The 25,121-nt window shown below is 28.6% G+C and carries 29 protein-coding genes; 25 read left to right on the top strand and 4 right to left on the bottom strand.

The genetic code is table 11. The annotated features are described in order from the left end of the window. The first annotated feature begins 32 nt into the window (after window positions 1-32). The 22 genes from H2684_RS04680 to H2684_RS04575 all read left to right on the top strand — a co-directional run bounded on the left by H2684_RS04680 (window position 33) and on the right by H2684_RS04575 (window position 19,802). Window positions 33-542, top strand: a complete 510-nt coding sequence (locus tag H2684_RS04680) for a SpoIIIAH-like family protein (RefSeq protein WP_182088238.1) — start codon at window positions 33-35, stop codon at window positions 540-542. Between the two features lie 71 nt (window positions 543-613). Then, complete coding sequence (locus H2684_RS04675) at window positions 614-1,039, top strand: Asp23/Gls24 family envelope stress response protein (protein WP_182088237.1); 426 nt, start codon at window positions 614-616, stop codon at window positions 1,037-1,039. 120 nt (window positions 1,040-1,159) lie between these two features. Further along, a complete protein-coding gene (gene nusB, locus H2684_RS04670) occupies window positions 1,160-1,576 on the top strand; it encodes a transcription antitermination factor NusB (protein ID WP_182088236.1) in 417 nt (138 codons plus the stop codon). 48 nt (window positions 1,577-1,624) lie between these two features. Next, window positions 1,625-2,830: an exodeoxyribonuclease VII large subunit gene (gene xseA, locus H2684_RS04665; RefSeq protein WP_182088235.1), complete on the top strand. Its 1,206-nt coding sequence runs from the start codon at window positions 1,625-1,627 to the stop codon at window positions 2,828-2,830. Between the two features lie 20 nt (window positions 2,831-2,850). Continuing rightward, the gene (locus H2684_RS04660; protein WP_182088234.1) at window positions 2,851-3,069 is read left to right on the top strand and encodes an exodeoxyribonuclease VII small subunit; all 219 of its coding nucleotides are present in this window, start codon (window positions 2,851-2,853) and stop codon (window positions 3,067-3,069) included. A 29-nt stretch (window positions 3,070-3,098) separates the two neighbouring features. Continuing rightward, window positions 3,099-3,989: a polyprenyl synthetase family protein gene (locus tag H2684_RS04655; RefSeq protein WP_182088233.1), complete on the top strand. Its 891-nt coding sequence runs from the start codon at window positions 3,099-3,101 to the stop codon at window positions 3,987-3,989. Between the two features lie 153 nt (window positions 3,990-4,142). Further along, complete coding sequence (dxs, locus tag H2684_RS04650) at window positions 4,143-6,023, top strand: 1-deoxy-D-xylulose-5-phosphate synthase (protein WP_182088232.1); 1,881 nt, start codon at window positions 4,143-4,145, stop codon at window positions 6,021-6,023. Beyond that, on the top strand, window positions 6,013-6,837 hold the full coding sequence (locus H2684_RS04645; RefSeq protein ID WP_182088231.1) for a TlyA family RNA methyltransferase: 825 nt from the start codon (window positions 6,013-6,015) through the stop codon (window positions 6,835-6,837). Before dxs ends, H2684_RS04645 begins: the two co-directional genes overlap by 11 nt. Continuing rightward, entirely contained in the window at window positions 6,834-7,715 is an 882-nt protein-coding gene (locus tag H2684_RS04640) for an NAD(+)/NADH kinase (RefSeq protein ID WP_182088230.1), read from the top strand. The genes H2684_RS04645 and H2684_RS04640 overlap by 4 nt, the downstream gene beginning before the upstream one ends. Then, window positions 7,684-8,136, top strand: coding sequence for an arginine repressor (locus H2684_RS04635; RefSeq protein WP_182088229.1), 453 nt, complete (start codon window positions 7,684-7,686; stop codon window positions 8,134-8,136). The genes H2684_RS04640 and H2684_RS04635 overlap by 32 nt, the downstream gene beginning before the upstream one ends. 11 nt (window positions 8,137-8,147) lie before the next feature. Then, the gene (gene recN / locus H2684_RS04630) at window positions 8,148-9,845 is read left to right on the top strand and encodes a DNA repair protein RecN (RefSeq protein ID WP_182088228.1); all 1,698 of its coding nucleotides are present in this window, start codon (window positions 8,148-8,150) and stop codon (window positions 9,843-9,845) included. 206 nt (window positions 9,846-10,051) lie between these two features. Next, on the top strand, window positions 10,052-11,272 hold the full coding sequence (gene spoIVB / locus H2684_RS04625) for a SpoIVB peptidase (RefSeq protein ID WP_182088227.1): 1,221 nt from the start codon (window positions 10,052-10,054) through the stop codon (window positions 11,270-11,272). 200 nt (window positions 11,273-11,472) lie between these two features. Next, window positions 11,473-12,291 carry a sporulation transcription factor Spo0A gene (gene spo0A, locus H2684_RS04620; RefSeq protein ID WP_182088226.1) on the top strand — a complete coding sequence of 273 codons (819 nt, stop codon included), beginning with the start codon at window positions 11,473-11,475 and terminating at the stop codon, window positions 12,289-12,291. A 259-nt stretch (window positions 12,292-12,550) separates the two neighbouring features. After that, window positions 12,551-12,733, top strand: a complete 183-nt coding sequence (locus H2684_RS04615; RefSeq protein ID WP_182088225.1) for a hypothetical protein — start codon at window positions 12,551-12,553, stop codon at window positions 12,731-12,733. Between the two features lie 23 nt (window positions 12,734-12,756). After that, window positions 12,757-13,284, top strand: a complete 528-nt coding sequence (locus tag H2684_RS04610) for an NUDIX hydrolase (protein WP_182088224.1) — start codon at window positions 12,757-12,759, stop codon at window positions 13,282-13,284. A 65-nt stretch (window positions 13,285-13,349) separates the two neighbouring features. Beyond that, window positions 13,350-13,985 carry a stage II sporulation protein M gene (spoIIM, locus tag H2684_RS04605; RefSeq protein ID WP_182088223.1) on the top strand — a complete coding sequence of 212 codons (636 nt, stop codon included), beginning with the start codon at window positions 13,350-13,352 and terminating at the stop codon, window positions 13,983-13,985. Window positions 13,986-14,241: 256 nt separating this feature from the next. Next, window positions 14,242-15,120, top strand: a complete 879-nt coding sequence (gene xerD, locus H2684_RS04600; RefSeq protein WP_182088222.1) for a site-specific tyrosine recombinase XerD — start codon at window positions 14,242-14,244, stop codon at window positions 15,118-15,120. Between the two features lie 173 nt (window positions 15,121-15,293). Beyond that, a complete protein-coding gene (locus tag H2684_RS04595; protein WP_182088221.1) occupies window positions 15,294-16,538 on the top strand; it encodes a D-alanyl-D-alanine carboxypeptidase family protein in 1,245 nt (414 codons plus the stop codon). A 117-nt stretch (window positions 16,539-16,655) separates the two neighbouring features. Beyond that, window positions 16,656-17,843: a CCA tRNA nucleotidyltransferase gene (locus tag H2684_RS04590; RefSeq protein WP_182088220.1), complete on the top strand. Its 1,188-nt coding sequence runs from the start codon at window positions 16,656-16,658 to the stop codon at window positions 17,841-17,843. After that, window positions 17,812-18,561: a segregation/condensation protein A gene (locus H2684_RS04585; protein WP_182088219.1), complete on the top strand. Its 750-nt coding sequence runs from the start codon at window positions 17,812-17,814 to the stop codon at window positions 18,559-18,561. The genes H2684_RS04590 and H2684_RS04585 overlap by 32 nt, the downstream gene beginning before the upstream one ends. Before the next feature lie 13 nt (window positions 18,562-18,574). Next, a complete protein-coding gene (scpB, locus tag H2684_RS04580) occupies window positions 18,575-19,120 on the top strand; it encodes an SMC-Scp complex subunit ScpB (RefSeq protein WP_347707520.1) in 546 nt (181 codons plus the stop codon). Window positions 19,121-19,160: 40 nt separating this feature from the next. Beyond that, window positions 19,161-19,802, top strand: a complete 642-nt coding sequence (locus H2684_RS04575; RefSeq protein WP_182088217.1) for a lactate utilization protein — start codon at window positions 19,161-19,163, stop codon at window positions 19,800-19,802. A gap of 45 nt (window positions 19,803-19,847) precedes the next feature. Here H2684_RS04575 and H2684_RS04570 read toward each other — a convergent pair whose 3' ends face one another. Next, on the bottom strand, window positions 19,848-20,498 hold the full coding sequence (locus tag H2684_RS04570; RefSeq protein WP_182088216.1) for a DUF4397 domain-containing protein: 651 nt from the start codon (window positions 20,496-20,498) through the stop codon (window positions 19,848-19,850). Between the two features lie 83 nt (window positions 20,499-20,581). Next, window positions 20,582-21,058, bottom strand: a complete 477-nt coding sequence (locus tag H2684_RS04565) for a DUF4883 family protein (RefSeq protein WP_182088215.1) — start codon at window positions 21,056-21,058, stop codon at window positions 20,582-20,584. Window positions 21,059-21,159: 101 nt separating this feature from the next. Here H2684_RS04565 and H2684_RS04560 point away from each other — a divergent pair, with 101 nt between their 5' ends. Together H2684_RS04560 and H2684_RS04555 are read left to right on the top strand one after the other, a co-directional pair. After that, window positions 21,160-21,990 carry a Cof-type HAD-IIB family hydrolase gene (locus H2684_RS04560; RefSeq protein WP_182088214.1) on the top strand — a complete coding sequence of 277 codons (831 nt, stop codon included), beginning with the start codon at window positions 21,160-21,162 and terminating at the stop codon, window positions 21,988-21,990. A gap of 20 nt (window positions 21,991-22,010) precedes the next feature. After that, complete coding sequence (locus H2684_RS04555; RefSeq protein ID WP_182088213.1) at window positions 22,011-22,283, top strand: metal-sensitive transcriptional regulator; 273 nt, start codon at window positions 22,011-22,013, stop codon at window positions 22,281-22,283. Window positions 22,284-22,332: 49 nt separating this feature from the next. Here the strand turns inward: H2684_RS04555 and H2684_RS04550 are convergent, their stop codons facing one another. Both H2684_RS04550 and H2684_RS04545 read right to left on the bottom strand, forming a co-directional pair. Then, a complete protein-coding gene (locus tag H2684_RS04550) occupies window positions 22,333-22,821 on the bottom strand; it encodes a threonine/serine exporter family protein (protein ID WP_182088212.1) in 489 nt (162 codons plus the stop codon). Then, window positions 22,818-23,588 (bottom strand): threonine/serine exporter family protein, encoded by a 771-nt coding sequence (locus H2684_RS04545; RefSeq protein WP_182088211.1) that lies wholly within the window; start codon window positions 23,586-23,588, stop codon window positions 22,818-22,820. The genes H2684_RS04550 and H2684_RS04545 overlap by 4 nt, the downstream gene beginning before the upstream one ends. Window positions 23,589-23,780: 192 nt before the next feature. Between H2684_RS04545 and glyA the strand changes: the two genes are divergently transcribed. Then, a complete protein-coding gene (gene glyA, locus H2684_RS04540; RefSeq protein ID WP_182088210.1) occupies window positions 23,781-25,016 on the top strand; it encodes a serine hydroxymethyltransferase in 1,236 nt (411 codons plus the stop codon). The last annotated feature ends 105 nt before the right edge of the window (window positions 25,017-25,121 follow it).

Here is a 25,121-nt window from a genome sequence, read left to right as displayed (position 1 = left end):
TTTCTTAAGAGAAGATAGAGGGGGAAATGAAAATGAATAAAAAACAAGCAGTGATTATTGTGACTCTTTTAGCATTAATAGTTTGTGTTGGTGTACTTGCTACAAAGGTAAATAGCCCTTTTAGTGTTGCTGAAAATCAGAGTAATAGCGGACAAAGCACAGTTTCTTTTAATAGCAATGATAGTAGTAAAACCCAATCTCAGTTTTTTGAAGAAGCTAGATTAAATAGGGATCAAAAAGACGGTGAAACTCTTCAAAAGCTGAAAAATTTAATTGATGACAAAAATGTATCTGCAGAAAATCGTTCAGTAGCTGAAAAACAATATACAGCTCTTGCTATGAATGCTGATTATGAATCAAAAATAGAAACTACTTTAAAGAGTAAGGGATACGATGATGTCATATGCTCTATAGAGGATAACAAGGTAAGAGTAATAGTAAAAAAGAGTGATGACTTGACAGATAAAGATACTAGGGAAATAAAAGATGTAGTAATGGGTGTATGTAAAATACAGGACATAGAAATAGAAACAAAAAAGTAAAATTTTACTATCAACATATTTATTTGTAAAAAAATTTTCCATTTGATATAATATAGATATAAGTCCTTTTAATGAATAAAAGTATAGGAGGTGCCATAGTGGAAGATAATTCAAATAATCAAAATGAAATAGATATGGGCATTGTAAAGATATCCGATGAAGTGGTAGGAGTTATTGCAGGACTTGCAACTACAGAAATAGATGGAATAGTTGGAATGAGTGCAAATCTTGTAGGAGGCATTACTCAAATATTAAGTGGTAAGAAGAACCTATCAAAAGGTGTAAAAGTTAGTGTAGGTGAAAATAGTGCAGCTATCGACTTATATGTAGTTGTAGAATATGGTGTGAGAATTCCAGATGTTGCATTTAAAGTTCAAGAGAACGTTAAAAAGGCAGTTGAATCTATGACAGGTTTAGAAGTTACAGCAGTAAACATACATGTTCAAAATGTTGTAATTTCTGATTCTGAAGAAAATGAGTATAAAGAAGAAGAGTAATATACACACCCTCATTTATAAGAGGGTGTTTTTTATATACTTGAACTACACTTAAGGTTTAAGTATAATATATCTGAAATGGCAATAATATATAACCAATATATCCACATGGAGGTCAGAATGAATAGAAAAAAGACAAGAGAAATGGCAATGAAGTTGTTGTTCCAAATGACTATAAACGATGAAAAGTTAGATGAGGTTATAGAAGGTTTGGAAAATGAGGAAAATAATAGTATTGATTTAAAAGATGCAGATATGGAATATTTAAAAAGAGTTATAACTGGAGTACAAAATAATAAAAATATGCTAGATGAAAAAATAGAGTCGTATTTAAAAGGATGGAAGATAAATAGAATTTCAAAGATTGACATTACTATTTTGAGAATATGCAGTTATGAATTCTTATATGAAGATGATATACCAAAGAATGTATCTATAAATGAAGCAATAGAACTTGCAAAGAAATATGGAGAAAATAAATCTCCTAACTTTATAAATGGAGTACTTGGAAGTATGATTGAAGATATAGATAAATAATGAACATATACAAAATATACAAAGTAAATAAAATGAGAGGATAACAGTATGAATATAAGGATATTGACAGTATCTGATATAAATAACTACATAAAAAGAAATTTTGATAATGATGTTATACTCCAAAATTGTTCAATAAAAGGTGAAATTTCAAACATAAAATTTCACAGTAGTGGACATATATATTTTTCTTTAAAAGATGAATTTAGCAAGATAAATTGTATAATGTTTAAAAGCTCTGCTAGAAATTTAAATTTTAATCCTGAAAATGGTATGAGAGTAGTAGTAAAGGGTAGAATATCAGTATATCAAAAGGGTGGCTCATATCAGCTTTACTGTAGTGAAATTAATCTTGAGGGAATGGGTAATCTCTATGAAGCATTTGAAAAACTTAAAAGAGAACTTAATCAAAAAGGTCTATTTGATGAAAAACACAAAAAGAGGATACCTCCATATCCTTTTAAAATAGGGGTAGTTACTTCACCAACAGGTGCTGCACTTAGGGATATTATAAATGTTACAAGAAGAAGAAATAAGTCTGTGCAGCTTGTTTTATATCCTTCTCTAGTTCAGGGAGCAAAAGCGTCAGATAATATAGTAGAAGGTATACATGTGCTAGATAGTATTGAAGATATTGATCTTATAATATTGGCAAGAGGTGGAGGTTCTATAGAGGATCTTTGGTGTTTTAATGAGGAAAAGGTAGCTTTGGCTATTTACAATTGTAATAAGCCAATAGTAACAGGAATAGGACATGAAATAGATTATACTATAGCAGATTTTGCAGCAGACAGGAGAGCTCCAACTCCATCTGCAGCTGCTGAAGTTGCAGTATTTGATTTAGAATCACAAATTCAGAAGATAAAATCCTATGAAACTGCACTTTCAAGAAATATAAATTTTATTTTAGACAGTAAAAAGGATAGATTTTTCTATTCAATGAAAAGGCTTAACTCAAATAGTCCTATTATATACATTGCAAATCAATATGTAAATGTAGATAGGCTAAAAGATATGCTAATTATGAAATTCAATACTAAACTTGATAAGAATAAGGAAAAATTAAAAAGGCTCAAAGGATTAATTGAAGCAAATAGTCCTTTTAAAATATTGGATAAAGGGTATTCTATAATTGAAAATAAAAGCGGGAATATAGTAAATTCTATAAATGAATTGGAAAGAGAAAGTCAGATTCAAGTTATAATGAAAGATGGTAAATCCAAGTTTAATATTTCAAAAATAAGTGAAAATTAATAAATAGGGGAGGTGTTATAGTGCCAAAGAAAAAAGAAAGTTATGAAGATATGATGGCAAAACTTGAAGATATAGTGAACAATATGGATGGAGATAAACTTACTTTAGATGAAAGTATGAAAAAGTATGAAGAGGGAATAAAGCTATGCAGTAAAATATATAAACTATTAAAAGAGGCTGAAGGAAAGGTAAGTGTTTTAACTGCTGAGGGGGAGAAAGATTTTGACTTTAAAGGTTAAAATTAATATATAGAAATGGGGAATGGATTATGGATAAAGAGAATGAAAGTATAATTGAAAAATTAAAAAAAGAAATAGACTCTTATCTACACAATTACATGGAGAATAAAGGTTCTTACAATAAGAAAATTTATGAGGCTATGCAGTACAGCTTAGATGCTGGAGGTAAAAGAGTAAGGCCTATAATGTTTTTGCTTACTTATATGCTTTATAAAGATAATTACAAGGATGTTTTAGATATAGCATGCTCTATAGAAATGATTCACACTTATTCGCTTATTCATGATGACCTGCCAGCTATGGACAATGATGACTTAAGACGTGGTAAACCTACAAATCATAAGATGTTTGGCGAAGCTATTGCAGTACTTGCAGGAGATGGACTACTAAATGAAGGCATGAATATAATGTTTAAACATTGTCTGAAGAATAATGACAAAAATAAAATAAGAGCATGTAAGATTATTGCTGAAAGCAGTGGTGTAGAGGGAATGGTTGGTGGGCAAACCGTTGACATACTAAGTGAAAATACCAATATTCCAATAGATCAGCTCTATTATATGCACAGCAAAAAGACAGGTGCACTTATAAATGCATCAATTATATCTGCAGCAGTGTATGCGGGGGCAAAACAAGATGAGCTTGAACTTTTAAAGTATTATGGTAAAAAAATAGGATTGGCATTTCAAATAAAAGATGACATATTAGATATAACTGGAGACACTAAAAAGCTTGGGAAAAAAGTAAAAAGAGATATAGATAAAAATAAGACAAATTTTATAACTACCTATGGTTTGAATAAATGTATTGAAATGTGTAACTCTATTACAAGTGAATGCATAGATGTGCTTAGAAAGTTAAAAAGAAATACTAAAGATCTTGAATACATTACTCTTTTATTGTTAAATAGAGAAAAGTAGACTTTAGGATTTATTTTGAATATCAAAAAGACCTGTGGTATAATTATTAACTGTACTAAACTACTCCTGAAGATTTACAAAACTTCAGGTTTTTATTATGTAAAGACAAGCTGCGACTTTATCACAAATTAATTTATGTGGAGATAGATAAGTATGTATAATTTATTGAATAATTATAAAGATATAAATGATATAAAAAAGATGAGCTTTGAATCTAAAGTGGAACTAGCTCATGAAATAAGAGAGTTTTTAATAGATAAGGTTTCAAAAACAGGTGGACATCTTGCATCGAATTTAGGAGTCGTAGAACTTACAATGTGTCTGTTTGATGTGTTTGATTTTAATCAAGATAAGATAGTATGGGATGTTGGACATCAATCCTATGTACATAAAATATTGACAGGCAGAAAAAGTGGATTTGATACTTTAAGGCAATTTGGTGGAATGAGTGGATTTCCAAAGTCAAGTGAGAGTAAATATGACTTTTTTCAAACTGGACACAGTAGTACATCTATATCTTCAGCTCTTGGAATGGCTAGATCAAGAGATATTAAGAAGGAAAATTATAATGTAATAGCAGTAATAGGAGATGGTGCTCTTACTGGAGGAATGGCTCTTGAAGCTTTAAATGACTTGGGATATAGAAAGACCAAGCTAATTGTAATATTAAATGATAATCAGATGTCAATAGCTCAGAATGTAGGTGGAGTTTCAAGATACTTAAATAGGTTGAGGCTTGATCCAAAATATAATAGATTGAAACAAGATGTTGAAAACTTAATAAAGAAAATTCCAAATATAGGTAAAGGAATGGCGAAATATTTGGAGAGAATTAAAAATGGAATAAAGCAGATGGTAGTTCCAGGCATGTTTTTTGAGGATATAGGATTAAAATATTTAGGACCTGTAGATGGCCATGATATTAAAGAATTGACTAAAGTACTTACATTTGCTAAAAACATAGATGAACCTGTAGTAATACATGTAATAACAAAAAAAGGAAAAGGATATAAGTTTGCAGAGAATAATCCTGGTAAATTCCATGGCATAGGTCCATTTAATTGTAGTAGCGGAGAGAGTGAGTCATCTTCTAAGGAAACTTATTCAAAAGCTTTTGGAAAAGAGATGGTGCGTCTTGCTGAAGGCAATAGTGACATAGTGGCTATAACTGCAGCAATGAGAGATGGAACTGGTTTAAAAGACTTTTCTAAAAGGTATCCAGATAGATTTTTTGATGTGGGAATAGCAGAGCAGCATGGAGTTACACTATCAGCAGGTATGGCAAAGTCTGGATTAAAGCCGGTATTTGCAGTTTATTCTACATTTCTTCAGAGAGGTTATGATCAACTTATTCATGATGTATGTATACAAAATCTCCCTGTAGTCTTTGCAGTTGATAGAGCAGGAATTGTAGGAGCAGATGGAGAAACACATCAAGGTATATTTGATATGTCCTATCTTACTCAAATGCCAAACATGACTGTAATGTGTCCAAAGTCTGTAAAAGAGATATCAGCTATGCTGAAATTTGCACTTAATCATAATGGACCAATAGCTATAAGATATCCTAGAGGAGGAGATATTGTTTCACTTAAGCCTCAATTAGAATTTTCTCTAGGGAAATGGGAAAAAATCTATAAAAATGGAACTGTGGCATTAGTTGCACAAGGAAAAATGCTCCAATATGCTTCACTTGCAAGAGAAAAACTTTTAAAATGTGGAATTGATGCTATGCTAATAAATGCTTGCTTTGCAAAACCTATAGATAAATTTATGATAGATGATTTGATAAAAAATGATATAGATATAGTTACTATAGAAGATAATATATTGAGAGGCGGATTGGGATCATATATACTAGAATATATAAATAATGTAGATGGCAAAATTCGTGTATTGAATTTAGGATTTAAAGATGAATTTATCCAGCAGGGAAAACCTGAAATAATTTATAAATTATATGGACTTGATGCTGAAGGAATAAAAAATAGTGTATTAAATTTTGTAAATAAAGGAGTTAAGTATGTCAAGTAGTAAAGAGAGATTGGATTTGCTTTTGGTAAACAAAGGAATGTTCGAATCAAGACATAGAGCACAGGCAAGTATAATGGCAGGAGAGATATTTGTAAATGAAAGGAGGGTTGATAAATGTGGTGAAAAAGTAAAAATTGATTCTAATATTGAATTTAGAGGAAATAAACTTCCATATGTAAGCCGTGGTGGATTAAAATTAGAAAAAGCTGTCAATAATTTTAACATAGATTTAAAAGGAAAAATATGCATGGACATAGGAGCTTCTACAGGAGGCTTTACAGATTGTATGCTCCAAAATGGTGCAGCTAAAGTATATTCTATTGATGTTGGATATGGACAATTTGCATGGAAGCTTAGGACAGATGAGAGAGTAGTATGTATGGAAAGAACAAATATAAGATATGTAAAGTTTGAGGATATAGGAGAGTATTCAAATTTTGCAAGTATAGATGTTTCTTTTATATCATTGAAAAAGGTTATACCAACTGTTTTAAATTTACTAGATGAAAATGGTGAAATAATGGCACTTATAAAACCACAATTTGAAGCTGGAAGAGAAAAGGTTGGGAAAAAAGGTGTTGTTAGAGATAGATTAACGCACATAGAAGTAATAGAAGGCATTGTTAAATTTATACATAGCTGTGGACTTAAGATAATATCTCTTGAATATTCTCCAATTAAAGGACCAGAAGGTAATATAGAATATTTGATCTATTTCACAAAAAAATCTGGGATTGATGAAACTTTTAAAAGTGAAGACATTGAGCAGACTGTTAATTTAGCACATAAGGAGCTAAATGGAGAAAAATTATGAAGAGCATAGGAATTAATATAAATACTACAAAGGATCCAAAAAATAAAATGCTGGATTTTATCATAAAAACTATATATGATATAGATAAAGATGTGAATATAAAAGTATATAGAGATTGTATAGGACTTGATACAAAAGAAAGTGATAAATTAGATGTTATAATAGTTCTTGGAGGAGATGGAACTATACTTAATACTTCAGGAAATATAGTTCAATCAAAAACTCCTATACTTGGAGTAAATATAGGACATCTTGGATTTTTAGCACAAGTTGAGATAAATAGTATAGAAACAGCACTTAGAAAACTATTCAAAGGAGATTATACAATTGAAGACAGAACTATGATACATTGTAGTTTTCATGATGGAAATGCAGTAAGGTCTTATGATGGATTGAATGATGTAATATTATATAAGGGTATTAGAAATAGAATTGAAAGATATGATATATTCATAGATAATGAATTTTACAATACTTTTAGTGGAGATGGTATAATTATTTCTACTTCTACTGGATCTACTGCATATAATTTATCTGCAGGTGGTCCTATAATACATTCAAATTTAGATGCCTTTTGTATAACCCCAATGTATTCTCAGTTTTTAACTGCTAGAACTATTGTACTTAATAATAGTAGTCATATAACTATAAATATGAGAAAAAATAATGAAAATGCATTTTTGTCTGTTGATGGACAGAAATGGATAAAAATAAATGGACCAATATCTATAAACATAGATAAATCAATGTACAAGAGAAAATTGATTAAATTTGATAACAGTTCCTTTTTAAAAACACTTAGGGACAAAATTACTTCTGGTATGAAGGAATGTGAAGGTGAGATATATGAAGGTGACAAGACACACCAAAATACTTGAAATTATCAATTCAAAAGATGTGGAAACACAGGAAGAATTGGCAGAAGAGCTTAGAAAAGATGGAATGAATGTGACTCAAGCCACTGTATCAAGAGATATAAAGGAATTGAAACTTATAAAGGTATTATCCGAAAATGGAAGATATAAGTATGCAACTATAAATAATAGTAATAAGTTTTTACCAAATAAGCTTACAGCTATTTTTTCGCAAACTGTTACAAGTGTTGAAAATGTAGATAATTTTATAGTAATAAAGACTATGCCAGGATCAGCACAAGCAGCAGCAGAATCAATAGATTCACTTAACTTTAAAGGAATTGTAGGAACTATAGCAGGTGATAACACTATATTTGTCTTGGCACGAGATAAAGAAAAAGCTATAGATATAACCAAAAAAATGAAGAAAATGATTTCTACTTAGGAGGTTTAATCATGCTTCTTCAGTTAAATATAAAAAATTTTGCACTTATAGAAAATTTGACAATTTCATTTAGTTCAGGATTTAATGTGCTTTCAGGTGAAACAGGTGCAGGTAAATCCATTTTAATTGATGCTATAAATTATATAATTGGAAATAAATTCAACAAAGATCTTATAAGAACTGGACAGAAAAAAACATTTGTAGAAGCTGTATTTACTATTGAAAATGAAAAGACAAGAGAAATTTTGAGTCAGAAGGACATAGATTTTGAAGAAGATCTTGTTATAATAAGTAGAGAAACATTTCAATCTGGAAGAAGTATTGCAAAAATAAACGGTAAATCAATATTGCTTTCAGATTTAAAAAATATAACTTCAACTATTTTGGATATACATGGTCAACATCAGAATCAAAATTTGCTTTTGCCGGAAAACCATATCAGTTATTTAGACGATTATGGTGAGGCATTTTTACATAGATTAATTGAAAATTACTATGAAGACTATATTGAGCTTAAGAATATAGAATCAAATATAAATGAGCTTTCTGGAAATGATGAAAATAGAAAAAAGATGGCAGATTTTCTAAAATATCAGATAGATGAAATAAATTCTTCAAATTTAAGTGAAAAAGAGGAAATTGAGTTGAAGAAGAAATTTGAGGTGCTCTCAAGTTCCGAAAAGATAAGCAATATTTTAAATAGTGCATATGAAAGTTTAAGTAGTAGTTTTGAAAGTAAAAGATCAATACAAGATGAACTTGGCAATATAGTAATTAACCTTGAATCAATTTATGAAGTATCTAAAGATATAAAAAATATACATAAATTGATTCAAGATGCTTATTATAATATTGAAGAAGCAGTAGATGAAATAAGAAATTTAAAGGACAATATAAGTTATGATGAAGGAGAATTGGAGAGAATAAATAGCAGAATATATGAAATTAGCAGATATAAGAAAAAATATGGGAGTACTATAAAGGAAATATTAGAATATAAAGATAAGATTGAAAATAAATATGAGGAAATAGTAAATAGTGAACACATAATCGAGGAATTAGAAAAACATAAAAATGAAATTGAAAAAAAGTTAATAGACAAGGCAGCTAAAATACATAAAGTTAGGTCTAGTGTAGCACAAAAGCTTGAAAAAGACATAAAAAGAGAACTTGACTTTATAGGTATGGAAAAGAGTACTTTTAAAATAAAAGTAGAACTTCAAGATAAATTTATGAAAAATGGAATGGATTTAGTTCAATTTTATATATCTACAAATCCAGGTGAGCCACTTAAACCACTTGAAAAAATTGTATCTGGAGGAGAACTTTCAAGGATAATGTTGGCACTTAAAACTGTATTTGTAGATAAAGATAAAATACCTTCTGTAATATTTGATGAAATAGATACAGGAATAAGTGGAAGAGTTGCACAGCGTGTAGCTGAAAAGATGTATGCAATATCTAGAAAAAGACAAGTGCTCTGCGTTACTCATCTTCCCCAAATAGCCTGTATGTCAGATTTCCACTATTTAGTTTTAAAAGAAGTACATAACAACAAAACATATACTAAAGTACGAAAGCTAAATGCGAAGGAAAAGCAGTATGAAGTGGCGAAGATGGTTGGTACTTCAAATGTTACAAAAATAACACTGGCTCATGCTGGAGAACTTATAAATATGGCAAATTCAAAGAAAAAGGAAATTCTATGACAATTGAATGATTATATATGAATATAAACTATGGATTGATTTAAAATAATATTATAATATTTTAAATCAATCCATAGTTTTTTTGCAAAAAATTAGATTAAAAATCAATACATTTACTTAAAATGAAAGTATCTAATAGCATAATAAAATATTTAAAAGGGTAACTTAAACGTAGAAAAAGTAATGCAGACAGGAGGCAATAGAGCATGAGAAAAAGTTTTAGAAATATGTTGTGTTATATTTTAATCCCTATCCTGTTTTTTATTATGTTATTAAGTTGTTATGAATTTAAGAATATACCTACAATTATATTTTTAAGGGAAGATCAAAATATAAATCAAGGTACAAAACAAAATGTGTTTTTAAAAGTAAAAGATGACAAAAGTAAAAATACAACTAATGTTGCTAGTATAAATTTATTAGGTGTTTTGCCTTTACGTTCTGTATCCGTAAAACCAGTGAAAAATAATATGGTTGTATATCCAGGTGGGAAACCAATAGGTGTAAAGTTGAACACCACAGGAGTATTGGTAATTGCACTTTCAGATGTTATTACAAATAGTGGTAGGGTAATAAGTCCTGCTGCTAAAGCTGGAATAGAAATAGGTGATGATATATTAAAAATAAATGATGTTAATGTAAATGGAGCTGAAGAAACTAAAGAAGAGATAAATAGAAGTGAAGGAAAAGATATTAAATTGCTAATAAACCATAAGGGAAAATATATAGAGAAAAATGTTAAACCTGTAATGAGTTCTGAAGACAATAATTATAAAATAGGACTTTGGATAAGAGATTCAACGGCAGGTGTTGGTACCTTAACTTTTTATGATAACCAAAGTAACACGTTTGCAGCATTAGGTCACCCTATAACTGATATTGATACTGGAACTATATTAAATGTTAATTCTGGAGAAGTTGTTTCATCTTCTATTGTATCCGTAAGAAAGGGTGTCAAGGGTAATCCGGGGGAATTGAAAGGAATATTTGTAAATGAAGATTATGTGCTTGGAAATATATATAAAAATACTGAATGTGGTGTATTTGGAAAGGGAAAAGAAGAACTAGAAACAAAAGGTTTTCCTCCTATGAAAATAGGACTTAGAAGTGAGATAAAAGAAGGACCTGCAAAAATATTAACTACTATAGATAAAGATGGAGTAAAAGAATACGATATAGAGATTAAGAAACTTCTTCAGCAAGATAAACCAGATTCTAAAAGCATGGTTATAAAAGTAACAGATAAAAGATTACTTGAAAAAACTGGAGGAATAGTTCAAGGTATGAGTGGAAGCCCTATAATTCAAAATGGAAAAATAGTAGGAGCAGTAACGCATGTCCTTGTGAATAAACCTGATATAGGTTATGGAATTTATATAGAATGGATGTTGAATGATGCAAATTTATTCAACAATAATAGTAAATAAATATACTTTTAGCTATGATTTAATAAAATATTAATATACTATATAGATATTGCAGAATATAGAAATTATAATCATACTGTAATATCTATATTAGTATAAATATAGTAAAAAGTTTTTTTTATAGCAGGAATTGAAACTTCTTTGTCGAATTAGATAATTGTTAACTTATGGAACTTATTAGTAAAAGGGGAGTAGAGTTTATGGAAGAATCAAAAATAAGTGTAGTTATTGCAGATGATAATAAGGAATTTTGTAATATACTCAATGATTATTTATTAAGTCAGAGAGATATTATAGTTACAGGGACTGCAAAAGATGGGCTCGAAGCTTTGGATTTGATAAAAGAGAAAAAACCTGATTTAGTGGTACTTGATATAATTATGCCTCATCTTGATGGACTTGGGGTTTTAGAGAGGCTTAATAATATGGATATTGATCCGATGCCAAGAATAATTGTACTTTCAGCAGTTGGACAAGATAAAATTACACAGAGAGCAATAAACCTTGGTGCAGATTATTATGTAGTAAAACCATTTGATATGGATGTATTTGCAAAAAGAATAAGACAAATGTTTAATAATGTAATAACTGACAGCAGTGAAGTTAAAAGAAGAAGTTCATTCATTACAAATAATATTGGTATAAGAGAATTTGATAATAATCCCAATAATTTGGAACAGGAAATTACTAATATAATCCATGAAATAGGAGTGCCAGCTCATATAAAGGGATATATATATCTTAGAGAAGCTATAACTATGGTAGTTAATAATATGGAACTTTTATCTGCAGTTACAAAAGAATTATATCCTTCTATAGCAAAAAAGTATAATACTACTGCAAGTAGAGTTGAAAGAGCTATAAGACATGCCATAGAAGTAGCTTGGTCAAGAGGACAAGTAGATATTATAAATAAGATATTTGGTTATACCGTACATAATGATAAAGGTAAACCAACGAATTCAGAATTCATAGCGATGGTTGCAGATAAACTTAGACTTAAAAATAAAGTAAGTTAAATGGTCTATTTTCCAATAATCAATAAATAATGAATATATTCATTATTTATGAGCTGTCGAACTAAAAATTTAGTGCGGCGGCTCTTTTGCTTAAAAAATAAATCTTTTACTCAGTTTAGCAATTATTAATGTACTTTTTTATTATTTTCACTTTTATTATATCGATATTTTTGCTACAATTTATTAAATAGAAAATATTTGAATAATAAAAATAAATGTAGAAATATATTTAAAATTATTGAGATAGGGGGTTATATAAATGAGCAAAGTAAAAATAGAGTTGGAAATAGAAGAGATTAAAAATATAAATAACTTAATTAAAAGCAGAATTAACGAACTAAGATATAAGATGTCAAATGATCCTGAAAGAGAGGATGAATTAAAAAGCATTATAAGGTATTATAAGCAGGTTATAAAGAAAATAAATGATCAGATAAACTGAAATTAAAATGGAGGATACAGAATATGAACTTTGAAGAAAAGACTATAGATAAAAAACTTATATATAAGGGTAAAATTATTGAATTGAATATGCATAGTGTTCTTTTGCCAGATGGAAAAAAGTCAAAGAGAGAAATAGTAAATCATCCTGGAGGTGTTGCAATTTTAACATATAAAGATGAAGATACATTGATATTTGTTGAACAATTTAGAAAACCTTTTGAAAAAATGCTTTTGGAAATACCAGCAGGGAAAATAGAAAGTGGTGAAGAACCTGAAGTATGTGGTATGAGAGAACTTGAGGAAGAAACTGGTTATAAAGCAAAAAGTTTTAAATATTTAGGTAAAGTAGTTACAAGTCCTGGATTTTGTGACGAAGTAATATATATATATGAAGCAAAGGATCTATTTAAAGGAAGAGATGATATAGCAGATGAAGGTGAATTTATAAATTTAAAAGAGATAAAGATAGATAAGGCAAAAGAAATGATAAAATCAGGTGAAATAGTAGATGCAAAAACTATAAGTGCATTTACGTTTATGTTTATCTAAAATGGTATATAACTCTTTTGTTTATCATAAATATAGAAAAGAGATTAACAAAAGGGGGATGAGCCATGCAAGATAGCAAAATATCAAATTTAATAAATAAACATATTCAGAATAATTTTTGGCTGTATGTAATAACTTTGTTGTGTTTTTGCACAGGAATTGTTCTTGGAGTATATAGCGTGAGGTATATGGGTGGCTTTGAAAAAAATGATCTTTTAAGCTATTTGAATAGTTTTAAAAGTTCTATAAATTCAGGTAATATAGATTATAAATCCATACTTGTAGAAGCTTTGAAGATAAATATTCCAATGATTGTAATTATGTGGTTTTTAGGTCTTACTATGATTGGAACACCTGTAATACTTGTAATAGATATTCTTAAAGGATTTACTCTTGGGTTTTCATCTAGTTTTGTAATAAATTCACTTGGAATTAATGGAATATGGTTTGATTTACTTGGTATATTGCCTCAAAATATAATATATGTACCCTGTATAATATTTTTATCTGTTATGGCTATGGAGTTTTCTCTTACTATATTAAAAGATAGATCAAATGTCCAATGGAAAAATCATGTACTTATTAAATTGACTTCCTATTCTATAACTTTTATATTTGTAATAATAGTAATGTGTATTGGACTTATTATGGAAGTGTATGTTACTCCGAATATAATTAAGTTAATAGCAGTAATAATATAATTGTAACTAGGGAGCAGTTTATGAAATTATTATTTGTAATATTAAAGTGTTTTTTGATACTTGTTTTATTTGGATTGTTTTTGCCAAAGTTTATGGATTATGTGTTATACTATTTTATAATTAAGCCACATGTATATCAAAATAGTCTATTTGTATACAATGTGTTTAATAAAGACTTAACTATAATATATAATTATATTATTGTAGTCAGGGAGTTTTTAAAATTCTAGCTAAATTTTAAAGTGTGGTGACTTTTTTGAATAAGTTTTTACCTGATTATATCCGTGAACTTCAAAAAAAGCATGTTTCGAAAAATACATTGGATGCCTATGTTAGGGATATAACTAAGTTCTGTGATTTTATAAGAAATAGAGATGAAGATATAGAAAATGTAGAAGTAGTATCTGTTATGGCCTATGTTCAGTATCTCCATAAAGAAGGTAGAGCTGTTTCATCTATAGTTAGAAATATAGTATCTCTAAGAAGTTTTTATAAATATCTTATGTTAAAGGGTATTGTAGATGAAAATCCAATTCTATACTATGATATTCCTAAGGTAAAGCACAATATACCTAAAATACTTACAGTAGATGAAGTTGACAAGTTGCTTTCAGCACCTGATACAAGTAAAGATAAGGGTATAAGAGATAAGGCGATGCTTGAAGTTATGTATGCATCAGGAATGAAAGTTATGGAACTTTTGAATTTGAATATATACAATGTAAATTTGAAACTTTCTTATATAAGGTGTAAAAATTCTAAGAATAAGGAAAGAATAATACCTATTGGATCTGTAGCAGTCAAATATTTAAAGGAGTATCTTAAAATAAGACCTAAATTAAATATATATAATTTAGATTTTGTATTTTTAAACTTAAGAGGAGTTCAGATGAGTAGACAGGGGTTTTGGAAGATAGTAAAGCACTACGCAAAAGTAGCAAATATAGGTAAAAATATAAATGCATTTACACTTAGACATTCATTTGCAGTACACCTTCTACAAAATGGTGCAGATATAAGATCGGTTCAAGAACTTCTTGGACATAAGGATTTGTCTGCTACTGAAATATATGAATCAATTGTAAAGAAAAATAAAATTGCGGAAGTTTACAAAAAATTTCACCCAAGAGCATAATTGTAAATAAGGATCAAGAATTAAAGTATATACTTTGATTTATGATTCTTATTTTATTTATTTTTTGTAAAAATTGCCTGTTTCCCTATGAATAATTGATATGTTATGTTGAGAATAATAAGGATAATATTATTATAATTTTAATGAAATAGTATTTGAAAGGAGAGAATTAAATGATAGGGAAATACAGGATTTTTTTAAGTAAGGTACTAATTTTTGTATTTACAATTGGAATATGCAATGTATTCGGATTTAATGTAAAAGCATATGAAAAGTCTATAGATGAAAATAGCGTGAATAGTGTATATAGTGAAGAAGATGATAGTAATACTGAAGATAGTGGAAATATAAATGTAAATGCAAAATCTGCACTTCTCATGGAGCCTTTATCTGGTAAAATAATATTTCAAAAGAATGCACATGAAAAATTTGAACCTGCATCTGTGACAAAAATAATGACTATGCTTTTGACTATGGAAGCTGTGGATTCAGGAAAGATAAGTTTAAAAGATAAGGTAACTGTAAGTGAAAATGCAAAGAAAATGGGTGGAAGTTCAATGCTTCTGGACACAGGAGAGGTTAGAACTGTTGAAGATCTTATAAAGGGTATAGGAATAGCGTCGGGAAATGATGCAGCAGTGGCTATGGCTGAATACTTAGGAGGAACGGAACAGGCTTTTGTTAATATGATGAATAAAAGAGCTAAGGAGCTTGGAATGAAGGATACTACTTTCAAAAATTGTACTGGGCTTACAGCGCCAGGGCATTTGACCACAGCTTATGATATATCTATAATGTCAAGGGAACTTTTAAAACACCCTAAAATATTGAAGTACACTGGAACATATATGGAAACTATATCTGAAGGTAGAAAAACTCCAATAGAACTTGTAAATCACAATAAACTAGTTAGATTTTTCAAAGGATGCGATGGGCTTAAAACAGGATTTACAGATGCAGCTAAGTATTGTATATCAGCAACCTCAACTAGGGATAATGTAAGAATGCTTGCAGTTATTATGGGATCACCTTCTTATAAGATAAGAAATAAAGATGCAAGTATGCTTATGAATTATGGATTTTCTAAATATAAATCTTTAGATGTAATTAAAAAAGGTGATAATATAAAAAAGATTAACTTAAATAAAAAAGGCGATAAATTTTTCTACGCAGTTGCAAAAGATGATTTAAATGTTGTTATGGATAAGACTAGCAATGAAAAGGTAACTACTAAGTGTGTTCTCAATAAGGATAAGAAAAGGTATAAGAAAAATGATATAATAGGCTATTGCAATGTTTTTGTAAATGGTAAATTAGTTGGAAAAGTTCAATTGTATTGTGATAGAGATGTAAAATTGCCAGGAATTATTGAAAACTTAAAAAATAGTCTTACTAATATAATAAATAAGGGAGTATAATAGAGTGTAATTAGGTTGATTTTTGAGAAAATTTCTTATTTATTAATATACAATGGTATAATAAAGGCAGAAAATAATTTTTGATTTTCTGCCTTTAATTAAACAGGAGAGATAAAAGTGGATATATTATATAAACTTGATCCCAAAGAAAGATATGCCATAGATTTGATAAAAGATGTGTGCAAATTAAAACATATAGATGTGTATATAGTGGGAGGAGCAGTTAGGGACATATTAATGGGTATAAAAGTACATGATATTGATATATGCTTAAATGCAAATCCAATGATTGTTATTGAAAATATAAGTGAAATTGAAAGTTTTAAATATCACGAAAAATTTCAAACTGCTTCTGTAAAGTTTAAAAATGGTGTTAATATAGATCTCATAAGGTGTAGATGTGAAATATATGAGTTTTCTGGGGCACTTCCTAAAGTAGAGCCTTCTGATATAGTACATGACCTTTATAGAAGAGATTTTACTATAAATGCACTGGCATATAATTTGAATTCAAAACAGCTTATTGATCTGTATGATGGGATTTCCCATATAAAAAAAGGGATTATAAAAAAAATACATATAGAAAGTTATAGAGAAGATCCAACGAGAATATTTAGAGCTATAAGATATGCTGCAAGGTATGGATTTTCCATTGAAGATAGAGATGAAATAGCAGGTTGTTTAGAGGATAAAGTTTTAAAAAGCATAAGTAATGATAGAATAATAAGAGAAATATATCTTATTTGTAGTGAAGAAAAATGGACAGATTCATTTATACTTTTAGGAAAATTTAATATATTTTTAATCGATTATAATTTCATAGGAAAACCAAATTCAATAGCAGAATATAAAGATATAAATATGAGATTTTTAAACTTATTTTATTCAGTTAAAAATAAGAGTGATATAGTTTCTCTTATGGATAATTCTATTTTGGATAGCGACTTAAAAAAATCAATAATCTATTTGTCAAAAAATGAACAAATATTGAAACAATCACTAAAAGATTCAAAAGACAACTATAGCATTTATCTGGTATTAAAGGATATACCAAAGTATAGCATGTCATATTTAGGATGGAACTGCGAATTTAAATATAAATTATATAATTATATAAATAATATATCTAAGTGTACTTTAGATATTGATGGAAATAAAATAAAATCATTTGGAGTAGATAGTGGAAAATGTATTGGAAATATACTGAAAGATATATTAAAATTAAAATTAAATACTGGCATAGAAGTTGGTGAAAATCTGGAGGAAATTGAAGATGTCTTTGAATATAAAAATAGAAAATTTTGAGGGTCCATTTGATTTGCTTCTCCATCTTGTAAAAAAGAACAAAATGGATATATATGATGTGAAAATTCATGAAATAACTAATCAATATATAGAATATATAAGTAGAATGAATGAAATGGATCTTGAATTGACTTCTGAATTCATTGTTATGGCTTCAACTCTTCTTGAAATAAAATCTAAAACACTATTGCCAAAAAGTGTTTCTGAAAATAATGATGAAGATGAAGATCCTAGAACCGAACTTGTAAACAAGCTTTTAGAGTATAGAAAATTTAAAAAGGCTGCTGAGTTTTTGAGAAAACGTGAAAAAGAGATAGGAATAAGCTTTAGTAAAAAACCAGAAATAATAGTTACGAAAAAGGATAATTCTAAAAGTGATGATATCCTAAAAAATGTAACAATACTTAGATTATATAATATATACTCTAAATTGATGAAATTATATATGGATAAGTTGAATATAGAAAATGAATTTATAAAAGATATACCAATGGATAGATTTAAAGTAGAAGATAAAATGCAATATATTAAGGAAAGTGTGAAAACTGGACAAACAATTCGATTCTCAAATATATTGAATAAATGCAAATTTAAAATTGAAAAAGTAGTTACTTTTGTGGCACTTTTAGAGCTTGCAAAACGAGGAATAGTTACTATAGCTCAAAGATTTGCTTTTGATGAAATTTATGTAGAAGGGACAGTTAAATTTGGACAATAAAAAACACTGTAATATTACTGAAATAGATAAACATAAAAACAATCATAATATATATTTTTCGGTAATTGAATCACTATTATTTGTATCTGGTGAAGCTATGGATATAGGAAAAATTGCTAAAATAATAGAGTGTAGCATTGAGTTTACTAGAAGTATTATGGATGAAATGATAGAGTTGTATAAAGCTTCAGATAGAGGAATAAAAGTTATATGTTCAGAAGGTAAATATAGTTTGGTTACTAAAAATGAAAATAGCAAATATGTTGAGAAACTGCTTGGACCAAATTCGAGACAGTCGTTATCTCAGGCATCTCTTGAAACATTGTCTATAATTGCTTATAAGCAACCAATAACAAGGGTTGATATAGACGAAATAAGAGGAGTAAAAAGTGATAGAGCTATATATAACTTACTTCAAAAAGGTCTTATAAAAGAAAGTGGTAGATTAAATGTCCCAGGAAGGCCTATACTTTATAGTACAACAGAAACTTTTTTAAAGCATTTTGGATTTGAAAATATAGATATGATACCTACTTTGGATCAACTTTTAAAAGAGTAAATTATATTTTCATAAAATAAAAATCAAAAGGAGGACAATTATGGATAAAAATGAAATGTGGGTAAAGGAACAAAAAATTTTAAGGACTATCAAATCTCTTGAAAAGAATAATATGGAAGGATTTTTAGTAAATGACGAGAAGGAACTTCTAGAGAAGTTAAAATCTCTTATAAAAGAAGGGGATACTGTATCAGTAGGAGGTTCAATGACACTTTTTGAAACCGGAGTAATAGACTTTTTAAGAAGTGGAAATTATAATTTTCTAGACAGATATAAAAAAGGACTTAAGCCTGACGAAATAAAAGATATATTTAGAAAGAGTTTCATGTGCGATGATTATATAGTGAGCAGTAATGCTGTAACAGAAAATGGAGAACTGTATAATGTAGATGGAACTGGAAATAGAGTAGCTGCAATGATGTATGGACCAGATCAAGTTATTGTAATAATTGGGGTTAATAAGATTGTACGAGATGTTAAGGCTGCAATAGACAGAGTAAAATATAATGCAGCACCTGCAAATACAAAGAGATTGGATTCAAATACACCTTGTACTAGACTTGGTTATTGTGTTGATTGCAAAAGTGACAATAGAATTTGCAATGAATATTCTCTAATAAAAAGGCAGAAAATAAAAGGTAGGATAAAAGTTATTATTTTAAATAAAGATTTGGGATATTAAAATAATTTTAAGGTTGGCACAATGTGTCAACCCTAAAATGTTTTATCATATTTTTAAATAGCTATTTCCATCAAGTGGAATAAGAAGTTGCATATTTAAAGGATCTGTTGAATTTCCAACTGCATAAATGCTGTAAAATCTATTTGGTGTCAATGTCATTTGAGGTACAGTAAGTAGTTTTTCTCCTTTGTTTTTAGCTATATAGATTGTGTATGTTCCAGGTTGAAGGGATTTATAAGTAGAAACACCTGTATATGGAACGTCTTTGAACAAAGTTTTGCCATCGCTTAAGATTACATCTAAATTTATAGTACTGTTAAATAAGTTTACAAATTTAATTAGAGCCTTATTTGGAAGTTTTGGCCTTATGACATCTTCTATGGGAATAATATTTATATTTGGATAATTTCCTGAAACTGCCACAGTCCATATTTTACTTGGTGGTAAAAATACACTTCTATTAAATAATGCATTTTTAGTAGTACCAGCAGGAAATATTGTTATGTCATAAGTACCAGCAGGAAAAGGCATGTAATCTGAGAATGATTTATATTTCAGATTTTTAAAAATTAGTCTATCGTTGAAGTATATATCCACTGGAGTTGAATTTACACTTGAATTTAGCATTCTAACATAGGAAATAGGGTTAATTGCCCTATAGTAATTTTTGAAAAATGGATAAGGAGAAATAAACATTACGCGCCACCTTTTATTAATTGATTCACATTATATAATATATGTGTACTCTTTATTCTGTGATACAATTATATAGTATAAAATTATTGCTTAAATACATAGTTTCCTAAGTTATATAAATTTAAAGATACAGGTATTTTACTTGTATCTATGTAGTCCATGCTGTAAATGCCATCCCAGGGATATACTGATATATAATTTTCATTGTATACATTTATAAGCAGTTTTTCTTCTTTGAAGGTTAGAATTATTTTATATTTAGGTTTTGAAGGAAGATTTTTAACGCTTTCTATAAAGTTTTTTTCATCTAAAGATTTGAACATAGTTTTTATGTCTTCAACAGTTTTAGCATCTAATTGTTTTTCTTTGTGAAAATTAGTTTCTGACATAATGCATTTTGAAGGCTTTTCTTGATTTATATATTTTAGAAGTTTAGCTGTATAGTAGAATTTATTTGGTTTTTTTGAGTTTAGATTTAATAAATTTAAATTATTAGTACATCCTGTAAGTAAAATAAATATTGTAAATATTATGGTAGCATATAATAATATTTTTTTCATTTTTAACACCTTAATGTAATTACTATATATTAAAGATATGTTTTAAAATATAGTTTATTACTAATTTTTAGATTCTATAAATTTTTTTAGGAGGTTTTTTTGTGAAATATAAACTTATAGCTGTAGATTTAGATGGAACACTTTTGAATGACAAAAAATTAATATGTGATTATAATATGGATAGAATAAATAAAGCTTTAAATATGGGAGTGAAATTTGTACTTTGTTCTGGAAGGCTTCCAAGTGCACTTAGGGCTTATTCGGAAATGACTGCAAAAGGTCAGCCAGTTATATGTAGTAATGGTGCTATTTTACTTGATGGTGATGGCGGAATTATTTATAAAAGTTGTATAGATAAAAATAGAGTACTTGAAATGATAGATATATTTAGAGAAGAAAAAGATGATACATATTATCATTTTTATGATGAAAATACTATTTATACAGAGCAATTTACAATGTCAGCTAAAAATCTCTATGAATTTAGTCGCAAACTTGATAGAAAACTTAGAATAGAAATAAGGGTAATGCCTGATTTAAAATCAATTGCAAATGAAAAAGATATAGATATCAATAAAATAGTTGTAATTGATGAGGATTTGAATTATTTGAGCAGGCTAAGAGAAAAATTAAAGAATGTACAAGATATAGAGATAACAAGTTCAGAAATTACAAATATTGAAATAATGAATAAGGGAGTATCTAAAGGAAGTGGTGTAAATCTTTTGGCAAGATATTATAATATACCAATAGATGAATGTATAACTATTGGAAATGATGAAAATGATATAAGCATGATTGAAAGTGAGGCATTTGGTGTTGCAGTATCAAATGCTAAAGATCCTGTAAAACAATGTGCTGATTATGTAACTTCAAAAGATAATAATGAGGGAGCTATAGGTGAAGTTATAGATAAATTTATATTAAATTAACAAAATAGGAAGTGGATATTTTGGAGGAAAAATTAGTTACAAATAAAGATATTCAAGTAAGACTTAGAAGAGTAGAGGGACAGATAAAGGGAATTGAAAAGATGATTGAAAGTGAAAGCTGTTGTAAAGATATTCTCATACAGATTGCAGCAGTTAGAGCAGCGATAAATAAAGTAGGTGGATTGATTCTTCAAAACTATGCAAAAACATGTTTTGTTTCTAAAGAGGACAATAGATCTGAAGAGAAAAAGATAGAAGAGCTTATTTCAATACTTACTATGTTTCTTAAATAGGTATAATATTAATTATATTTTAGGGTGGACTTGTTTTTAAGTCCACTTTTTATCTAGAATTATTTGTTTTAAATTTATTCTTCATAATTTTAAGTTTTTGCATGTGTATTTTTCTTTTGAACAAAATATAGGCTTTTGATATGGAAGACACTGAAAATACTCCAACTGCTATTGTACCTGCTATTGCAAGAGTTTGTATGCCTGTTTCAATTGATCCATCTATATTTCCTTGGACAGTTTCAAACATTGTATTGTACATTCCACCTCCAGGAACAAGAGGTATTATAGCACCTATTACAAAAGAAGTTACAGGTGTTTTAAGAACACGAGCCATTATTTCCGAGTATAAAGATCCAATTAATGATGCCATAAAGTAGGCAAATATTATAGAAGAATGAAAATAATGGAAAGTTAGTAAATAGATAAACCATGTGATACCTCCACCTATTGAAGAGAATATCAAATCTCTGCCTCTTATATTTGAAAGCACACCAAAGCATAAAGTGGCAATTAAAGCATATATAGAACTAACTATCATAATCTCATACCTCCTGTAATAATCCAAAGCCTTATTATAATTCCAGTTCCAACTGCAATTGCTACTGCAACTAGAAGTGCTTCTATAGCTCCTAAAATTCCTGATAGAAGATCCCCTGCTATAGTATCTCTTATTGCATTTGTTATAGCTATTCCTGGAACAAGAACCATAATAGAGCCTATTATTATAGTGTCTGTATGTGTTCCAATGTTAAGAAATGTACTGGAAAGAGCTATTAAGGCAGTAACTGCACCACATATTGTATTTATGAAAAACTCATTAGATTGAAAATATTTTAATGTTGAGGAAATTAAATTTATAAGACAGCCTATAATAAATGACACAATAAAGTCCTCTATGTTTCCTCCAAAAACAAGGCAAAAAAATCCAGAAACTCCTCCAGAGGAAAGTACATTTGTCTTTATGCTATAGGGCTTTAAATTATCAATTTTTATAAGCATATTTTTAATATCGCTAAGGGTATAACCTGAATCCTTTATATGTCTTGAGATATTGTTTACCTGAGATATTTTTTCTAAATTTTGACCTTTTCTTTTAGCTCTTTTTATCAAGGATATATTTTGTCCAAATTCATTTTTTGCAGATATTATTATTACGTTTATAGTGACGAAAGTGTCGACATCCATAACTCCACAGGAATTACATATCCTCTTCATTGTTTCTTCTATTCTATATATCTCTGCACCACTTTCAAGGAGTATTTTTCCTGCATAAACAGCTGTATTTAATGTATTATTAACATCCATTTTAATCTTTCCTTATTTAAATTTATAAATGCACAATTATTATAGTATAAGTTCAATCTATTTACTATAACTAATTATGAATTTTTTTGTTAAATCTATAATTAAATTGATTATGTATAGTATAAGCTGTATAATAAATAGCAATAATATAAAATAATGCAATAATAAATAAAATATAAGGGGGAAATCTAAATGAATTTTGACAATTTAAAAAATACGGATAGTGACATATTTAATATTATAAATCAAGAGAGGGAAAGACAGGAAAATGGAATAGAATTAATTGCATCTGAAAACTTTACAAGTAAGTCCGTAATGGAAGCAATGGGATCATTTTTAACAAATAAGTATGCTGAGGGATACCCTGGGAAAAGGTATTATGGAGGATGTTATATTGTAGATAAAGCGGAAGACTTAGCAAGAGATAGGATGAAGAAATTGTTTGGTGCAGAGCATGTAAATGTACAACCTCATTCTGGTTCTCAGGCAAATATGGCAGTTTACATGTCAGTTTTAAAACCTGGGGATACTGTTATGGGAATGAATTTAAGCCATGGGGGACATTTGACTCATGGAAGTAAAGTAAGTTTTTCAGGAAAGTTATATAACTTTGTATCCTATGGAGTAAACAAGGAAACTGAAACAATTGATTATGATGAAATGAGAAGAATTGCGCTTGAATGCAAGCCAAAGATGATAGTTTCTGGAGCAAGTGCATATCCTAGAGAAATAGATTTTAAAAAGATAAAAGAGATCTGTGATGAAGTAGGAGCATATATGATGGTTGATATGGCACATATTGCAGGACTTGTTGCAGCTGGTGAGCATATGTCTCCAGTACCATATGCAGATTTTGTAACTACAACTACACATAAGACACTTAGAGGCCCTAGAGGTGGAGCTATTATATGCAAAGAGAAGTATGCAAAAGCTTTAGATAAAGCTATATTTCCTGGAGTTCAGGGAGGACCTCTTATGCATATAATTGCAGCAAAAGCTGTATGCTTTGGAGAAGCTCTTTCAGATGAGTACAAAGAATACATAAAACAGGTAGTTAAAAATGCTAAAGTATTAGCAGAAGAGCTAAAAAATTATGGATTTAGGCTTATAAGTGGAGGAACAGATAATCATCTTATTTTAATAGATCTTACAAATAAAGATATGACAGGAAAAGAAGCAGAAAAACTTCTTGGAGATGCAGGAATTACAGTAAACAAGAATGGTATACCTTTTGACAAATTGGGACCTAATATAACAAGTGGAATTAGAATAGGAACACCTGCAGTAACTACAAGAGGATTTAAAGAAGAAGAAATGAAAAAAATAGCGTACTTTATGAACTATGTAATTGAAAATAGAGATAAGGACTTATCAGGTATAAGATCAGAAGTAAAGGAACTTTGTGACAAATACCCTATTTATAAGTAAGAGTTAATAGTTAATAGTTAAGAATTACGAGTTAGGGAGTCATAATCAATATGATTATGGCTCTTTTTATGTTGACTGATTTAAATAATATATTCATAATATAAA

This window comes from Clostridium sp. cel8, assembly GCF_014050525.1.
Lineage (GTDB): Bacteria > Bacillota > Clostridia > Clostridiales > Clostridiaceae > Clostridium_B.
Note: the sequence above shows the minus strand (reverse complement) of the source record. Positions and strands in the feature narration are given on the sequence as shown.

Coding starts and splice junctions, on each gene's coding strand:
- H2684_RS04680 (WP_182088238.1), top strand. CDS start 33: ATGAATAAAAAACAAGCAGTGATTATTGTGACTCTTTTAGCATTAATA.
- H2684_RS04675 (WP_182088237.1), top strand. CDS start 614: ATGAATAAAAGTATAGGAGGTGCCATAGTGGAAGATAATTCAAATAAT.
- nusB (WP_182088236.1), top strand. CDS start 1,160: ATGAATAGAAAAAAGACAAGAGAAATGGCAATGAAGTTGTTGTTCCAA.
- xseA (WP_182088235.1), top strand. CDS start 1,625: ATGAATATAAGGATATTGACAGTATCTGATATAAATAACTACATAAAA.
- H2684_RS04655 (WP_182088233.1), top strand. CDS start 3,099: ATGGATAAAGAGAATGAAAGTATAATTGAAAAATTAAAAAAAGAAATA.
- dxs (WP_182088232.1), top strand. CDS start 4,143: ATGTATAATTTATTGAATAATTATAAAGATATAAATGATATAAAAAAG.
- H2684_RS04645 (WP_182088231.1), top strand. CDS start 6,013: ATGTCAAGTAGTAAAGAGAGATTGGATTTGCTTTTGGTAAACAAAGGA.
- H2684_RS04640 (WP_182088230.1), top strand. CDS start 6,834: ATGAAGAGCATAGGAATTAATATAAATACTACAAAGGATCCAAAAAAT.
- H2684_RS04635 (WP_182088229.1), top strand. CDS start 7,684: ATGAAGGTGACAAGACACACCAAAATACTTGAAATTATCAATTCAAAA.
- recN (WP_182088228.1), top strand. CDS start 8,148: ATGCTTCTTCAGTTAAATATAAAAAATTTTGCACTTATAGAAAATTTG.
- spoIVB (WP_182088227.1), top strand. CDS start 10,052: ATGAGAAAAAGTTTTAGAAATATGTTGTGTTATATTTTAATCCCTATC.
- spo0A (WP_182088226.1), top strand. CDS start 11,473: ATGGAAGAATCAAAAATAAGTGTAGTTATTGCAGATGATAATAAGGAA.
- H2684_RS04615 (WP_182088225.1), top strand. CDS start 12,551: ATGAGCAAAGTAAAAATAGAGTTGGAAATAGAAGAGATTAAAAATATA.
- H2684_RS04610 (WP_182088224.1), top strand. CDS start 12,757: ATGAACTTTGAAGAAAAGACTATAGATAAAAAACTTATATATAAGGGT.
- spoIIM (WP_182088223.1), top strand. CDS start 13,350: ATGCAAGATAGCAAAATATCAAATTTAATAAATAAACATATTCAGAAT.
- H2684_RS04595 (WP_182088221.1), top strand. CDS start 15,294: ATGATAGGGAAATACAGGATTTTTTTAAGTAAGGTACTAATTTTTGTA.
- H2684_RS04585 (WP_182088219.1), top strand. CDS start 17,812: ATGTCTTTGAATATAAAAATAGAAAATTTTGAGGGTCCATTTGATTTG.
- H2684_RS04575 (WP_182088217.1), top strand. CDS start 19,161: ATGGATAAAAATGAAATGTGGGTAAAGGAACAAAAAATTTTAAGGACT.
- H2684_RS04570 (WP_182088216.1), bottom strand. CDS start 20,498: ATGTTTATTTCTCCTTATCCATTTTTCAAAAATTACTATAGGGCAATT.
- H2684_RS04565 (WP_182088215.1), bottom strand. CDS start 21,058: ATGAAAAAAATATTATTATATGCTACCATAATATTTACAATATTTATT.
- H2684_RS04550 (WP_182088212.1), bottom strand. CDS start 22,821: ATGATAGTTAGTTCTATATATGCTTTAATTGCCACTTTATGCTTTGGT.
- H2684_RS04545 (WP_182088211.1), bottom strand. CDS start 23,588: ATGGATGTTAATAATACATTAAATACAGCTGTTTATGCAGGAAAAATA.
- glyA (WP_182088210.1), top strand. CDS start 23,781: ATGAATTTTGACAATTTAAAAAATACGGATAGTGACATATTTAATATT.